Raw genomic sequence first — 14,344 nt, forward strand, 5'->3', positions numbered from 1 at the left:
ACATGGACGTACTTGCAGCGGCCCCCAGACAATCCACCCGCCCGGCCAAACCCAGCTTTACGGAATCCACCGCAGAGGGGGCTCCGCCCGGTGGCCGGGAAACCTCAATACCCCGCCGCCTGCCCATCCTTTCGACTCTCAGACGCACCGTAGTAAACGCCGGATTCCGGATCACGCATGATCGCCTGATACCCGCCATACGGACCGTCGGCGAACACGATGCGATGCCCCTTGCGCATCAGCGCACGCACCGTCTCATACGGGAAGCCGGTTTCCAGATTCACCTCACCACCGTCGGTCATCGCCGTGGCCTGCCCGGTCGGTTCGGTCGAGCCTTCATGCTGGATGCGCGGTGCATCACCGGCCTCCTGCAGGTTCATGCCGAAGTCCACCAGGTTCATCACGATCTGCGCGTGGCCCTGCGGCTGCATCGCGCCGCCCATCACGCCGAAGCTGGCATACGGCTTGCCGCCCTTGGTGATGAACGCCGGGATGATGGTCTGGAACGGGCGCTTGCCCGGTGCATAGCCGTTGGGATGATTCTTCTGCAGCACGAACATCTCGCCACGATCCTGCAGGATGAAGCCCAGCCCTGGCGGCGCCATGCCGCTGCCCATGCCGCGGTAATTGGACTGTATCAACGACACCATCATGCCGTCGGCGTCAGCCACGGTCATGTAGATGGTGTCGCCCTCCTCCAGCTGCTTCGGCGTGCCCGGTTGCACTTCCTTCAGCGCCTTGTCCATCGAGATCAGCGCGCGGCGCTGTGCGGCGTACTCCTTGGAGATCAGCTTCTGCACCGGCGCCGGCTGGAACGCCATGTCGGCATAGAAGCGCGCACGGTCGGCGAAGGCCAGCTTCTTCGCTTCAACGAACAGGTGCACATGCTCCGGTGAACCGAACGGGATCTTCGAGAAGTCGTAGCCTTCCAGCACGTTGAGGATCTGCAGCGCGGCGATGCCCTGGCTGTTCGGCGGCAGCTCCCACACGTCGTAGCCACGGTAGTTGCTGCTGACCGGTTCGACCCACTCACCGTGGTGGTCGGCCATGTCCTGGTAGCTCAGGAAGCCGCCGTTGGCCTTGAAGTAGTCGCCGATGGTGCGGGCGATATCGCCCTTGTAGAAGGCATCACGACCGCCGTCGGCGATTTTCTGCAGCGTGCTGGCCAGATTCGGGTTCTTCCACATCTCGCCCTTGCGCGGGGCGTGGCCGTTGATCGTGAACTGTTCCTTGAACCCCGGATACTGCGACAGCTTGGGCACCGAGCGGTCCCAGTAGTAGGCGATCACCTCAGCCACCGGGTGACCCTCGCGGGCGTAACGGATGGCCGGTGCCAGGTTGTCCGCCATCGGCTTGCGGCCGAAGCGGTCGTGCAGTGCGAACCAGCCGTCGACAGCGCCCGGTACCGACACCGGCAGTGGACCGGTGGCCGGGATGTCCTTCAGGCCACGGCGCTGGAACTCGGCCAGGGTGAGCGACTTCGGCGAGCGGCCCGAGCCGTTGTAGCCGTAGAGCTTCTGCGTCTTCGGGTCCCACACGATGGCGAACAGGTCGCCGCCGATGCCGTTGCCGGTGGGCTCCATCAGGCCAAGCGCGGCGTTGGCGGCAATCGCCGCGTCCACCGCCGAGCCACCGCCCTTCATCACGTCCAGCGCGATCTGGGTGGCCAGCGGCTGTGAAGTGGCAGCCATCGCATGCGGGGCGATCACCTCCGAACGCGTGGCAAAGGTGTGGCCGGTGATGCGGTCGGCGGCGGAAGACAGTGCGGGCACAGCGGCCAGCAGAGCAGCGGCCAGCAGGGAACGGGCAAGGCGTCGGGACACGGTCGGGTTCCGATGGAAGGGTGGTCCCTCGATCTTCGCCGCTGCGGCCTGCATGCGGTATCGGGCAGAGGTCATGGACGCTGATCCTGGGGTGGGTGCGGAAGGTCCGCACCCGCCAAGGCGAAAACCCGCCGGATTCCGCGCAAAAATCGCGCTGAAAGGAGTGAATTCGGGTTCACCGAAACACTTTCAGCGGCAACCATCCTTGTGCCACAAGCGATTGCGCTGGATGCAGCGGAAACCTATAAAAATTCCGTCGCGAGGGTTGACATCACCAAAACGGCTGTGTTTCTCTCGATCACATGTTGCATCACAACACGCCACCGCGAACCCATATCGAAGCCGCCGACACCGGCGCCGCCTCGCTGCGTTCGATTCTTGTGCTCGTACTTATTACCCAACCAACAGGTGCGGGACGAGCCAGCGTGTAAGCAACAAACACACCGGAACTCTTCAAAAACCCGCACCCGCCCCGGTGCGGGTTTTTTCATTTCAGGACCTGGTTTCAGACGCAACCACCATGCACAACGCCGATCGCACAACCCGGACCTGCACCACCGCGACGCCTCGTGGTGGCTGTGCCTGTGCAACGCGCGGCGCCTCCTCCACCGCTTTCCCCTGACCGGCCGGCACGTCACCTCGACGACCGGCCGTTCTTTTTTCTTCCCACCGCAAGGAACCTCCCCCATGAGCACCAACGACCTGCCCCAGACCAAGATCGCCGTCATCGGCTACGGCAGCCAGGGCCGCGCCCACGCGCTGAACCTGCGTGAATCCGGCTTCGATGTGGTGGTAGGCCTGCGTCCGGGCGGCCCGACCGAAGCCAAGGCGCAGGCCGATGGCTTCACCGTGATCGCGCCCGCTGAAGCGGTGAAAGACGCCGACCTGGTCGCCGTGCTGACCCCGGACATGGTGCAGAAGAAGCTCTACAACGACGTGCTGGCGCCGAACATGAAGCAGGGCGCCTGCCTGCTGTTCGCGCATGGCCTGAACGTGCACTACGGCATGATCGAGCCGCGCGCCGACCTGGACGTGGTGCTGGTTGCGCCGAAGGGCCCGGGTGCGCTGGTGCGTCGTGAGTATGAGATCGGGCGCGGCGTACCGTGCATCTGGGCGGTCTACCAGGATGTCAGCGGCAAGGCTGCGCAGCACGCGCAGGCCTATGCGGCCGGCCTCGGCGGCGCTCGCGCCAACCTGATCCAGACCACCTTCAAGGAAGAGACCGAGACCGATCTGTTCGGCGAGCAGGCGGTGCTGTGCGGCGGTGCCTCGGCACTGGTGCAGGCCGGTTTCGAAACCCTGGTCGAAGCCGGCTACCAGCCGGAGATCGCCTACTACGAAGTACTGCACGAACTGAAGCTGATCGTCGACCTGTTCTATGAAGGCGGCATCTCGCGCATGCTGGAGTTCATCTCCGAGACCGCGCAGTACGGCGACTACGTCAGCGGCCCGCGCGTGATCGACGCCGGCACCAAGGCGCGCATGAAGGAGGTGCTGAAGGACATCCAGGACGGCACCTTCACCAAGAACTGGGTGGCCGAGTACGAAGCGGGCCTGCCGAACTACAACAGGTTCAAGCAGGCCGACCTGGAGCACCCGATCGAAAAGGTGGGCAAGGAACTGCGCGCCAAGATGGTCTGGTTGCAAGGACAGGCCGCGTAAACGCGCGGCCCTCCCCCACCCGCTTTGCAAGGTTCCCCCATGAACTCTTCCACACATCGCAGCGCGCCGCCCAACGGCGCGCGCTGGCTGACCCAGGCGCTGGAGGCCGAGGGCGTCCACACGCTGTTCGGCTATCCCGGCGGCACCATCATGCCGTTCTACGACGCGCTGGTGGATTCGTCGCTGAAGCACGTCCTGGTGCGCCATGAGCAGGGCGCGGCACTGGCCGCCAATGGCTTTGCCCGCGCCAGCAACCAGGTCGGCGTCTGCGTGGCCACCTCCGGCCCGGGCGCCTCCAACCTGGTCACCGGCATCGCCGACGCGATGCTGGATTCGGTGCCGATGGTCTGCATCACCGGCCAGGTCGCCACACCGCTGCTGGGCACCGACGCGTTCCAGGAACTGGACGTGTTTGGCCTGACCCTGCCGATCGTCAAGCACAGCTGGCTGGTGCGCAGTGTCGACGATCTGCCGCGCGTGGTCGCCGATGCGTTCCGCATCGCCCGCGAGGGCCGGCCCGGCCCGGTGCTGATCGACCTGCCCAAGGACGTGCAGCTGGCCGATGCCAGCCATCTGCCGGTGCATGTGCCGAGCAGCGTCGAGCCTCCGCCTGCGCCCGCCGAAGCGGCCATCGCCGAGGCCATCGCCGCACTGGCGGCCGCCGAAAAGCCGGTGGTCTACGCCGGTGGCGGCATCGCGCTGGGCGATGCGGTGCAGGACCTGCGCGATTTCGTCGAGGCCAGCGCCATCCCCACCGTGATGACCCTGCGCGGGCTGGGCGCGCTGCCGGCCAACCACCCGCAGTCGCTGGGCATGCTGGGCATGCATGGCACCCGCGCGGCCAACATGGCGGTGCAGGAAAGCGACCTGCTGCTGGTGCTGGGTGCACGCTTCGACGACCGTGCCACCGGCAAGCTGGCCGAATTCGCACCGTTCGCCCGCGTCGTCCACATCGATGCCGACGCCTACGAGATCTCCAAGCTGCGCAGCGCCGATGTCGCCGTACCCGGCAATGTCGGCCATGCCATCCGCGCCCTGCGTGCGGCCTTCCCCTCCCCCAAGGCCCACCAGGACGCATGGCGCAAGCGCTGTGCACAGCATCGCGATCGTTTCGCAGCGCGCTACGACGCACCGGGCCAGCACATCTACGCCCCGGCGCTGCTGAAGCGCCTGAGCGAACTGGCACCGGCCGATGCGGTGATCGCCTGCGATGTCGGCCAGCACCAGATGTGGGTGGCGCAGCACTGCCGCTTCAACCACCCGCGCAACCACCTGACCAGTGGCGCGCTGGGCACCATGGGCTTCGGCCTGCCGGCAGCGATGGGTGCGCAGTTCGCCTGCCCCGATCGCACCGTGGTGCTGGTGTCCGGCGACGGCAGCTTCATGATGAACGTGCAGGAGCTGGCCACCATCGCGCGTTGCCGCCTGCCGGTGAAGATCGTGCTGCTGGACAACAGTTCGCTGGGCATGGTGCGGCAGTGGCAGGAGCTGTTCTTCGCCGAGCGTTACAGCGAGATCGACCTGTCCGACAACCCGGACTTCGTGGCGCTGGCGCAGGTGTTCGGCATTGCCGCGACCCGCATCGACGCGCGAGATGACGTCGAGGGTGGGCTGGCCGCGCTGCTGGCCGAGCCCGGCCCCGCGCTGCTGCACGTGGCCATCGATGCACGCGCCAACGTGTGGCCACTGGTGCCGCCGAACACCGCCAACAGCACGATGCTGGAAAGCAACCCTGCCCATGCCCGCCAGGAGATCCCCAATGCAATACCGGCTTGACCTGGTGCTGCACCCGGCCGAAGGCGCACTGCTGCGCGTGATCGGCATGGCCGAACGCCGTGGCTTCGCACCGCGTGCGATCAGCGGTGCGCCGGTGGCCGACGACGATGGCCGCTGGCACCTGCAGCTGGTGGTGGATGGCCAGCGCCCGGCGGAAACGCTGTGCCGGCAGATCGAGAAGATCTACGACTGCGTGTCCGTGCAGGTCACCGCCGTGGAAGGAGCATCCGTATGAACACCCGTACCGTAGTGACCACGGTGCCGGTACGGAGGCGTCTTCTTCGCCGCCCGTGCCCGCATGCGGCGGTCGCCTGCACCCCGCTGGTGGCCCATGCCGGCCGCTGATGCCAGCCAGGAAAGCGATGTCGGCGACGTAAGCGTCGCCGACGTACTGGCGGCGCAGGCCCGGCTGCGCCGCTTCCTGCCGCCCACCCCGCTGCACCATGCCGAGCGCTTCGGCACCTGGCTGAAGCTGGAGAACCTGCAGCGCACCGGGTCCTACAAAGTGCGCGGCGCGTTGAACGCGCTGCTGGCCGGCCGCGAGCGCGGCGATACCCGGCCGGTGATCTGCGCCTCGGCCGGCAACCATGCGCAGGGCGTGGCGTGGGCGGCCTACCGCCTGGACGTACCGGCCATCACCGTGATGCCGCATGGCGCGCCCGCCACCAAGATCGCCGGCGTCGCCCACTGGGGCGCGACCGTGCGCCAGCACGGCACGAGCTATGACGAGGCCTACGCCTTCGCGGTTGAACTGGCACAACGCCACGGCTACCGCTTCCTGTCCGCGTTCGACGATGCCGATGTGATCGCCGGCCAGGGCACGGTCGGCATCGAGCTGGCCGCACACGCGCCGGACGTGGTGATCGTGCCGATCGGCGGCGGCGGTCTGGCCTCCGGCGTTGCATTGGCACTGAAATCACAGGGCGTGCGCGTGGTCGGCGCGCAGGTGGAGGGCGTGGATTCGATGGCGCGTGCGATCCATGGCGACGTGCGCGAGATCGCCCCCGTCGCCTCGCTGGCCGACGGCGTGCGGGTGAAGATTCCCGGCTTCCTGACCCGCCGCCTGTGCACCTCGCTGCTGGACGACGTAGTGATCGTGCGCGAAGCCGAGCTGCGCGAAACCCTGGTCCGGCTGGCACTGGAAGAACACATCATCGCCGAGGGTGCCGGTGCGTTGGCGCTGGCGGCCGGCCGCCGCGTCGCCGGCCGCCGCAAGTGCGCGGTGGTCTCCGGCGGCAACATCGATGCCGGTGTCCTGGCCGGCCTGCTCACCGACATCCGTCCGCGCCCGCCACGCAAACCGCGGCGACGGCGCAGTGAAACCCTGCGCTCGCCGGCCAAGGCCAGCGCGCCCGCATCCCCCACCTCTTCCCCTTCCCCCCTGAAAGCCGTCGCACCCGCTGTCGAGGAGATTTCCCTGTGACCACCATCGAACGAATTACCACCCCGCGCATCCGCATCTTCGACACCACCCTGCGTGACGGCGAGCAGTCCCCCGGCTGCAGCATGAGCCCGCCGCAGAAGCTGGTGATGGCGCGTGCGCTGGACGAACTGGGCGTGGACATCATCGAGACCGGCTTCCCGGCCAGTTCGCAGTCCGACCGCGAAGCAATGGCGCTGATCGGCCGCGAACTGCGCCGCCCGAGCCTGAGCCTGGCGGTGCTGTCGCGCTGCCTGCAGGCCGACATCGAGACCTCCGCACGTGCCCTGGAGGCCGCTGCCAACCCGCGCCTGCACGTGTTCCTGTCGACCAGCCCGCTGCACCGCGAGCACAAGCTGCGGATGACCCGCGAGCAGGTACTGGAGTCGGTACGCAAGCACGTCTCGCTGGCCCGCTCCTACATCGACGACGTCGAGTTCTCGGCCGAGGATGCCACCCGTACCGAGCTGGACTACCTGATCGAGGTTTCGCGCGTGGCCATTGCCGCCGGCGCCACCACCATCAACCTGCCCGACACCGTCGGCTTCACCACGCCGGAAGAGATCCGCGCGATGTTCCAGCAGGTCATCGCCGGCGTCGCCGACGTGCCCAATGCCGCCAATGTGATCTTCAGCGCGCACTGCCACAACGACCTGGGCCTGGCGGTGGCCAACTCGCTGGCCGCCATCGAAGGCGGCGCGCGCCAGGTCGAGTGCACCGTCAACGGCATCGGCGAGCGCGCCGGCAACTGCTCGCTGGAAGAGATCGCGATGGTGCTGAAGGTCCGCCAGGCCTTCTACGAACAGGACAGTTCGATCAACACCCCGCGCATCGTCGGCACCTCGCAGCTGCTGCAGCGCCTGGTCGGCATGCCGGTACAGCGCAACAAGGCCATCGTTGGTGCCAATGCCTTCGCCCACGAATCGGGTATCCACCAGCACGGCATGCTGCGCCACCGCGGCACCTACGAAATCATGCGTCCGGAAGACGTGGGCTGGGAAGATTCGCAGATGGTGCTGGGCCGCCACAGTGGCCGCGCCGCCGTCGAAGCGCGCCTGCGTGCACTGGGCTTCTGGCTGGACGAAGACGAACTGAAGCTGGTGTTCGAGCAGTTCAAGGGCCTGTGCGAACAGCAGCGCGTGGTCACCGATGCCGACCTGCAGACCTTGATGCAGGGCGGCTCCAACGCGCAGGGCTATCGCCTGGCATCGATGACCATCAGCGACGTCGGCAGCCGCGCCAATGCACTGGTCGAACTGTCCGACCCGGACGGCAACCGCGTAGCCGAGACCGCGCAGGGCGACGGCCCGGTCGATGCGCTGTTCGGCGCGCTGTCGGCTGCCACCGGCGTGCAGCTGATGCTGGACAGCTACCACGTGCACAGCGTCGGCATCGGCGCCGATGCGCGCGGCGAAGCCAACCTGAGCGTGCGCCACGAAGGCGTGGAGTACGACGGCACCGGCACCAGCAAGGACATCATCGAAGCCTCCGCGCTGGCCTGGCTGGATGTAGCCAACCGCCTGCTGCGCCAGCGCCAGGCCACCACCCACAGCAGCACAGACGTTCCCACCCCCGCCACCGCCTGAGGAACCCGACATGAGCGCCTTCGACACCCCCACCCCGGCCAGCGCCGCTGGCCAGCAGTGGAACGCCCAGGACTATGCGATCGACGCCGGCTTCGTGCCGCTGCTCGGCGGCGCTGTATCGCGCCTGCTCGACCCGCGCGCCGGTGAACGCATCCTCGACCTGGGCTGTGGCGATGGCGTGCTCAGCACCGAGCTGGCGCTCAGCGGCGCACGCATCCACGGTGTGGATGCGTCGCCAGAACTGGTGATCGCCGCGCGTGCGCGCGGTGTCGATGCGCAGGTGATGGATGGCCACGCGCTGACCTTCAACGCTGAGTTCGATGCGGTGTTCAGCAACGCTGCACTGCATTGGATGGGTAACCCCGACCGCGTGCTGGAAGGCGTGCGCCGCGCGCTGCGCCCCGGCGGCCGCTTCGTCGCCGAGTTCGGTGGCCATGGCAACGTGGCCACGATCATCGCGGCGGTGCAGGCCGCGCGCGTGGCCCACGGCCATGGTGCCAGCGCCTTCCCGTGGTACTTCCCCACTGCCGATGCCTACGCCGACCGCCTGCGCCAGCATGGCTTCCAGGTGCAGCTGATCGAGTGCACGCCGCGCCCGACCGCACTGCCGACCGGCGTGGCCGGCTGGCTGCGGGTATTCGCCGCACCGCTGCTGGACGACCTGCCGGCCGAGGCACGCGCCACCGTGCGCGAGGCAACCACCGCACTGCTGGCCGATCTGCCGCGCAACGCCGCCGGCCAGCCGCTGGCCGATTACGTGCGGCTGCGGGTACTTGCCCGTCGCCGCTGACATGATCCATTCGTTATCTTTTCCGATGTCCGCAACTTCGTACTTCTGCCAGGCACACGCATGACCTCCGCACCCCGCACCCTGTACGACAAACTGTGGGACGCCCACGTGGTTGTCCCTGAATCCGACAGCGCGCCCGCCGTGCTGTACATCGACCTGCACCTGATCCACGAGGTGACCTCGCCGCAGGCGTTCACCGAGCTGCGCGAACGCGGCCTGTCACCGCGCAGGCCGGACCGCACCAAGGCGACGATGGACCACTCCACGCCGACCCTGCCAGCCGCCGCCGACGGCACGCTGCCCTACGCCAGCGCCGCTTCCGAGGCGCAGGTCGCCACGCTGGCGCGCAACTGTGCTGAGCACGGCATCGAACTGTTCGACATGGCCTCGGACAACCGCGGAATCGTCCACGTGATCGCGCCGGAACAGGGCTTTACCCAACCCGGCATGACCATCGTCTGTGGCGACAGCCACACCTCCACCCACGGTGCGTTCGGCTCGCTGGCGTTCGGCATCGGCACCAGCGAAGTCGGCCACGTGCTGGCCACGCAGTGCCTGCTGCAGCGCAAGGCCAAGACGTTCGCCATCACCGTCGATGGCCCGCTGGCGCCGGGCGTCGGCGCCAAGGATGTGGTCCTGCACATCATCGGCGTGATCGGCGTCAATGGTGGCACCGGCCATGTGATCGAGTTCCGTGGCAGCACCATCGAAGCGATGGACATGGAACAGCGCATGACCCTGTGCAACATGTCGATCGAGGCCGGCGCACGCGCAGGCATGGTGGCGCCGGACCAGGTCACCTTCGACTTCGTCGCCGCGACCCCGCGTGGCCCCAAGGGCGCCGACTTCGACGCCGCCGTGGCCCGCTGGCAGCAATTGCGCAGCGATGACGGCGCGCGCTTCGACAGCGAAGTGCGCATCGACGCCGCTGATATCCGCCCGACCCTGACCTGGGGTACGCATCCGGGCACCGCCATCGCAGTGGATGCGCCGATTCCCGCAGCCAACGATGCCGCCGCACAGAAGGGCCTGGACTACATGCACTTCCAGGCCGGCAAGGCGCTGGCGGGTACGCCGGTGGATGTGGTGTTCGTCGGCTCGTGCACAAACGGCCGCCTGAGTGACATGCGCGAAGTGGCGCAGGTGCTGCGTGGTCGTCGCGTCGCTGACCGCGTTCGCATGCTGGTGGTGCCGGGCTCGGAGATCGTCAAGCGCGAGGCCGAGGCCGAAGGCATCCATGAGATCGTGCGCGCGGCCGGTGCCGAATGGCGCGAGCCGGGCTGCTCGATGTGCATCGCCATGAATGGCGATCTGGTCGCGCCCGGCCAGCTGGCCGTGAGCACCAGCAACCGCAATTTCGAGGGCCGCCAGGGCCCCGGTTCGCGCACGCTGCTGGCCTCGCCGATGAGCGCGGCATGGGCCGCAGTGAACGGGCACGTTGCCGACACCCGCGACCTGTTTGCACAGGAGGTGGCGTGATGGCCGGCTTCCGTACCCTGACCTCGGCCAGCGTGGTGCTGCGCCAGACCAACATCGACACCGACCAGATCATTCCGGCGCGGTTCCTGTCCACCACCGAACGCGCCGGCCTGGGCCGCAACGCGTTCAATGACTGGCGCTGGCAGGCCGACGGCTCGCCGGTGGCCGACTTCGCCTTCAACCAGCCGCACAACGCCGGCCGCAGCATCCTGCTGGCGGGCCGCAACTTCGGCTGCGGTTCCTCGCGCGAGCATGCACCGTGGGCACTGACCGACCTGGGCCTGCGCGCCATCGTCAGCAGCGAGATCGCCGACATCTTCCGCGGCAACTCGCTGAAGAACGGCCTGCTGCCGATCGTACTGGACGAAGCCGACGTGCAGGCGCTGATGCAGCGCCCGGACGACGAGCTGACCATCGACGTGGCCGCGCGTGAGCTGCGCACGCCCGATGGGCGCGTCTATTCCTTCCCGCTGGATGGCTTCTCGCAGACCTGCCTGCTGGAAGGTGTCGACCAGTTGGGGTATCTGTTGGGCCGTGTCCCTGAAATTGAACGTTACGAGAGTGAGCATGCACGCTGAAATTGTTGTCCTGCCCGGTGATGGCATCGGCCCGGAAGTGGCCGCCGCCGCGGTTGCGGTCCTGAAGGCCTTCGCCGAACGCTTCAACCACACCTTCACCTTCAGCGAGCACGACATCGGTGGCGTCGCCATCGATCGCCATGGCGAGCCATTGCCCGCCTCTACGTTGACCGCCTGCCAGGCCGCCAACGCGGTGCTGCTGGGTGCGGTCGGCGGCCCGAAGTGGTCCGATCCCAACGCCAAGGTGCGCCCGGAACAGGGCCTGCTGGCGATCCGCAAGGCGCTGGGCCTGTATGCCAACCTGCGCCCGGTGCGTACCCACGAAGCCGCACTGCACGCCTCGCCGATCAAGGCCGAGCTGCTGCAGGGGGTGGACTTCGTGGTGGTACGCGAGCTGACCGGTGGCATCTACTTCGGCGACAAGACCCGCGACGCCGACAGCGCCAGCGACCTGTGCCGCTACACCGTGGCCGAGATCGAACGCGTGCTGCGCAGTGCCTTCCGCCTGGCCCGGCAGCGCCGCGGCAAGGTCACCTCGGTGGACAAGGCCAATGTGCTGGAAACCTCGCGCCTGTGGCGTGACGTGGCCGCGCGCATCGGCCGCGAGGAGTTCCCGGACGTTGCGCTGGAGCACCAGCTGGTCGATTCGATGGCGATGCACCTGCTGGCCAAGCCGCGCGAGTACGATGTGATCGTGACCGAGAACATGTTCGGCGACATCCTCACCGACGAAGCCTCGATGCTGGCCGGCTCGCTCGGCCTGCTGCCGTCGGCCTCGCTGGGCGAGCCCGGTGCGGTCGGCATCTACGAGCCGATCCACGGTTCGGCCCCGGACATCGCCGGCAAGGGTATCGCCAACCCATACGCGACGATCTTCAGCGCCGCGATGCTGCTGCGCCATTCGCTGGGGCTGGAAGCGGAAGCCGCTGCGGTGGAAGCGGCGGTGCACGCCGTGCTGGATGATGGTGTGTTCACTGCCGACCTGGCGGCGAAGGGCCAGGCCGTCAGCACCGCTGCCGCCACCGACGCGGTGCTGGCCAAACTCAACTGATCCGATAGCGCCACGCCATGCGTGGCGCCCCTCCCTTTGGACATTGTGCGCAGCCCCCCATGGGGTGGCTCTACTGTAGATCCACGCCATGCGTGGATGCGCCATCCGTGCCAACCAAGGTTGGCACCTACCACCGCAGTAGAGCCACGCCCTGCGTGGCTGCGTTACTTGGTGGTGTACCCACCATTGACCAGGATGGTCTGCCCGGTCATCCACCAGCCATCGGTGACCAGGAAACGGATCCACGGCACGATGTCGGCGATGTCGGTCAGGCCGGTACGGGTGAAAGGCGACAGTGCCGCAGCCGTCTTGTGGTACGCCTGCGCATCGGCACTCTCGGCCGGATAGAAGAACGGCGTGTCCATCGGACCGGGGCCGATCGCCGTCACCGAGATGCCGCGCTCACCGAACTCCTTCGACGCCGCACGGGTGAAGTGCTCGACCGGCGCCTTGGTACCGGCGTAGCTGGAATAGAACGGCGTGAACGCGCCCAGCAACGAGGTGACCAGGGTGCAGATGCGACCGCCGTCATTGACGTTTCGACCGGCTTCCTTGAGAAAGAAGAACGCGGACTTCGCATTGACCGCGCTCATCTCGTCGTACTCGGCTTCGCTGATCTCCAGCATCGGCTTCTTCAGCACTTTGCCGACGGTATTGATGGCGATGTCCGGCCGGCCGACTGCAGCCACGGCATCGGCGAACAAGCGCTCCATCGCTGCGGCCGAAGTCAGGTCGCCCTGCAGCGCCACCGCCTTGCTGCCAGCGGCCTGCACGGCGGCAACGGTTGCTTCTGCATCGGCCTGGGTGGCGGCGCTGTTGTAGTGGATGACGATGGCCTTGGCGCCCTGGCTGGCAAAGTCGCGGGCCAGCAGCCCGCCCAGGTTCTTGGCGCCACCGGCGATCAGCACGGTCTTGCCCTTGAGGGAATGGTCGGTCATGGCGTTTGTCTCAGGAGGGGGCTGCCCGGGGTGGCAACCCTGCCCTGACGACGATATCGTGCAGAAAATGCGGATAAAGCCCGCCACATTGACTTAACTTTCCAGAATAGGCGAACAATGGACCGGATCGATCGCTTCCGCATCTTCACCCGGGTGGTGGAATGCGCCAGCTTCACCCGCGCCGCCGACCAGCTCGGCCTGCCCCGCTCCACCGTTTCCGCGGCGGTGGCCGAGCTGGAGCAGCGGCTCGGCACCCGCCTGCTACAGCGCTCGACCCGGCGGGTCTCCACCACCCACGATGGCGACGTGTTCCATGCCCGCTGCCTGCGCCTGATCGCAGAGGTTGAAGACGCCGAATCGTTGTTCCGACAGGATGACGCACAGCCGGTGGGCCTGCTGAAGATCGACGTGCCCAGCCGCATCGGCCGCCGCATCCTCGCCCCGGCCCTGCCCGACTTCTTCGCGCGCCATCCGCAGGTTGAAGTGGACCTGGGCATGACCGACCGCGCGGTGAACCTGATCGAAGACGGCTGTGATGCGGTGCTGCGGGTCGGCCAGCTGGGTGACTCCAGCCTGGTGGCCCGCATGCTGGGACAGCTCGACTTCGTCAACGTCGCCGCGCCGGCCTACCTGCGCGAACACGGCGTACCGCAGCATCCTGCCGACCTGCAGCAGCACCGCGCGGTGAACTACGCATCGCCGACCACGGCGCGGGTGGAACCGTGGGAATGGCAGGACGGTGGCCAGCTGCGCACGCTGCCGATGCCTGGCTGGGTACGGGTAAACAGCGCCGAGGCCTCGATCGCGTGCTGCGTGGCGGGGCTGGGGTTACTGCAGATTCCGCGCTACGACGTGCAGGCCGAACTGCAATCTGGTGCGCTGGTGGAAGTGATGCCACAGCACGTGGCGCAACCGCTGCCGGTGACCCTGTTGCAACCGCATCGGCAGCACCGCGCGCAACGCGTGCAGGTGTTCATCGAATGGCTGCTGCCGGTGCTGCGGAGCGGCCTGCAGCTGCAGTAAATCCACGCCATGCGTGGATGCGTGCAACAGTGCCAACCAAGGTTGGCACCTACCAGGGTGAAGACCCGCTGCGGTAAATCCGCGCCATGCGTGGATGCGTGCAACAGTGCCAACCAAGGTTGGCACCTACCAGGGCCAAGACCCGCTGCGGTAGATCCACGCCATGCGTGGATGCACGCATCAGTGCCAACCAAGGTTGGCACCTACCAGGGCCAAGA

At 67.4% G+C, this 14,344-nt stretch carries 12 protein-coding genes; 10 read left to right on the forward strand and 2 right to left on the reverse strand.

What is annotated here, in order from left to right:
- Positions 1 to 104: 104 nt before the first annotated feature.
- Positions 105 to 1,898: a gamma-glutamyltransferase gene (gene ggt / locus MG068_RS17205; RefSeq protein WP_240792086.1), complete on the reverse strand. Its 1,794-nt coding sequence runs from the start codon at positions 1,896 to 1,898 to the stop codon at positions 105 to 107.
- A gap of 612 nt (positions 1,899 to 2,510) precedes the next feature.
- Here ggt and ilvC point away from each other — a divergent pair.
- The 9 genes from ilvC (at position 2,511) to leuB (ending at position 12,165) form a co-directional block, all read left to right on the forward strand.
- The gene (gene ilvC, locus MG068_RS17210; RefSeq protein WP_032130453.1) at positions 2,511 to 3,485 is read left to right on the forward strand and encodes a ketol-acid reductoisomerase; all 975 of its coding nucleotides are present in this window, start codon (positions 2,511 to 2,513) and stop codon (positions 3,483 to 3,485) included.
- 39 nt (positions 3,486 to 3,524) lie between these two features.
- Entirely contained in the window at positions 3,525 to 5,261 is a 1,737-nt protein-coding gene (ilvG, locus tag MG068_RS17215) for an acetolactate synthase 2 catalytic subunit (RefSeq protein ID WP_132810747.1), read from the forward strand.
- Positions 5,245 to 5,496: an ACT domain-containing protein gene (locus MG068_RS17220; protein ID WP_014648335.1), complete on the forward strand. Its 252-nt coding sequence runs from the start codon at positions 5,245 to 5,247 to the stop codon at positions 5,494 to 5,496. Before ilvG ends, MG068_RS17220 begins: the two co-directional genes overlap by 17 nt.
- A 96-nt stretch (positions 5,497 to 5,592) precedes the next feature.
- Positions 5,593 to 6,684, forward strand: a complete 1,092-nt coding sequence (locus MG068_RS17225; RefSeq protein ID WP_132810748.1) for a threonine dehydratase — start codon at positions 5,593 to 5,595, stop codon at positions 6,682 to 6,684.
- Positions 6,681 to 8,267, forward strand: a complete 1,587-nt coding sequence (locus MG068_RS17230) for a 2-isopropylmalate synthase (protein WP_049442925.1) — start codon at positions 6,681 to 6,683, stop codon at positions 8,265 to 8,267. The genes MG068_RS17225 and MG068_RS17230 overlap by 4 nt, the downstream gene beginning before the upstream one ends.
- A gap of 10 nt (positions 8,268 to 8,277) precedes the next feature.
- The gene (locus MG068_RS17235) at positions 8,278 to 9,057 is read left to right on the forward strand and encodes a class I SAM-dependent methyltransferase (protein WP_132810749.1); all 780 of its coding nucleotides are present in this window, start codon (positions 8,278 to 8,280) and stop codon (positions 9,055 to 9,057) included.
- 60 nt (positions 9,058 to 9,117) lie between these two features.
- Positions 9,118 to 10,536, forward strand: coding sequence for a 3-isopropylmalate dehydratase large subunit (gene leuC / locus MG068_RS17240; RefSeq protein ID WP_132810750.1), 1,419 nt, complete (start codon positions 9,118 to 9,120; stop codon positions 10,534 to 10,536).
- Positions 10,536 to 11,114, forward strand: a complete 579-nt coding sequence (leuD, locus tag MG068_RS17245) for a 3-isopropylmalate dehydratase small subunit (RefSeq protein WP_005410953.1) — start codon at positions 10,536 to 10,538, stop codon at positions 11,112 to 11,114. The genes leuC and leuD overlap by 1 nt, the downstream gene beginning before the upstream one ends.
- Positions 11,104 to 12,165: a 3-isopropylmalate dehydrogenase gene (leuB, locus tag MG068_RS17250; RefSeq protein ID WP_132810751.1), complete on the forward strand. Its 1,062-nt coding sequence runs from the start codon at positions 11,104 to 11,106 to the stop codon at positions 12,163 to 12,165. Before leuD ends, leuB begins: the two co-directional genes overlap by 11 nt.
- 164 nt (positions 12,166 to 12,329) lie before the next feature.
- Here the strand turns inward: leuB and MG068_RS17255 are convergent, their stop codons facing one another.
- Positions 12,330 to 13,103: an SDR family oxidoreductase gene (locus MG068_RS17255; RefSeq protein ID WP_100435221.1), complete on the reverse strand. Its 774-nt coding sequence runs from the start codon at positions 13,101 to 13,103 to the stop codon at positions 12,330 to 12,332.
- Between the two features lie 117 nt (positions 13,104 to 13,220).
- Here MG068_RS17255 and MG068_RS17260 point away from each other — a divergent pair, with 117 nt between their 5' ends.
- A complete protein-coding gene (locus MG068_RS17260) occupies positions 13,221 to 14,126 on the forward strand; it encodes a LysR family transcriptional regulator (RefSeq protein WP_032129092.1) in 906 nt (301 codons plus the stop codon).
- Positions 14,127 to 14,344: the final 218 nt, after the last annotated feature.

This window comes from Stenotrophomonas sp. ASS1 (assembly GCF_004346925.1).
In the GTDB taxonomy this organism is placed as follows: Bacteria; Pseudomonadota; Gammaproteobacteria; order Xanthomonadales; family Xanthomonadaceae; genus Stenotrophomonas; species Stenotrophomonas maltophilia_A.

Excerpts from the sequence above, each read along its gene's own strand:
- ggt (WP_240792086.1), bottom strand. The coding sequence starts at position 1,898 with ATGACCTCTGCCCGATACCGCATGCAGGCCGCAGCGGCGAAGATCGAG.
- ilvC (WP_032130453.1), top strand. The coding sequence starts at position 2,511 with ATGAGCACCAACGACCTGCCCCAGACCAAGATCGCCGTCATCGGCTAC.
- ilvG (WP_132810747.1), top strand. The coding sequence starts at position 3,525 with ATGAACTCTTCCACACATCGCAGCGCGCCGCCCAACGGCGCGCGCTGG.
- MG068_RS17220 (WP_014648335.1), top strand. The coding sequence starts at position 5,245 with ATGCAATACCGGCTTGACCTGGTGCTGCACCCGGCCGAAGGCGCACTG.
- MG068_RS17225 (WP_132810748.1), top strand. The coding sequence starts at position 5,593 with ATGCCGGCCGCTGATGCCAGCCAGGAAAGCGATGTCGGCGACGTAAGC.
- MG068_RS17235 (WP_132810749.1), top strand. The coding sequence starts at position 8,278 with ATGAGCGCCTTCGACACCCCCACCCCGGCCAGCGCCGCTGGCCAGCAG.
- leuC (WP_132810750.1), top strand. The coding sequence starts at position 9,118 with ATGACCTCCGCACCCCGCACCCTGTACGACAAACTGTGGGACGCCCAC.
- leuD (WP_005410953.1), top strand. The coding sequence starts at position 10,536 with ATGGCCGGCTTCCGTACCCTGACCTCGGCCAGCGTGGTGCTGCGCCAG.
- leuB (WP_132810751.1), top strand. The coding sequence starts at position 11,104 with ATGCACGCTGAAATTGTTGTCCTGCCCGGTGATGGCATCGGCCCGGAA.
- MG068_RS17255 (WP_100435221.1), bottom strand. The coding sequence starts at position 13,103 with ATGACCGACCATTCCCTCAAGGGCAAGACCGTGCTGATCGCCGGTGGC.
- MG068_RS17260 (WP_032129092.1), top strand. The coding sequence starts at position 13,221 with ATGGACCGGATCGATCGCTTCCGCATCTTCACCCGGGTGGTGGAATGC.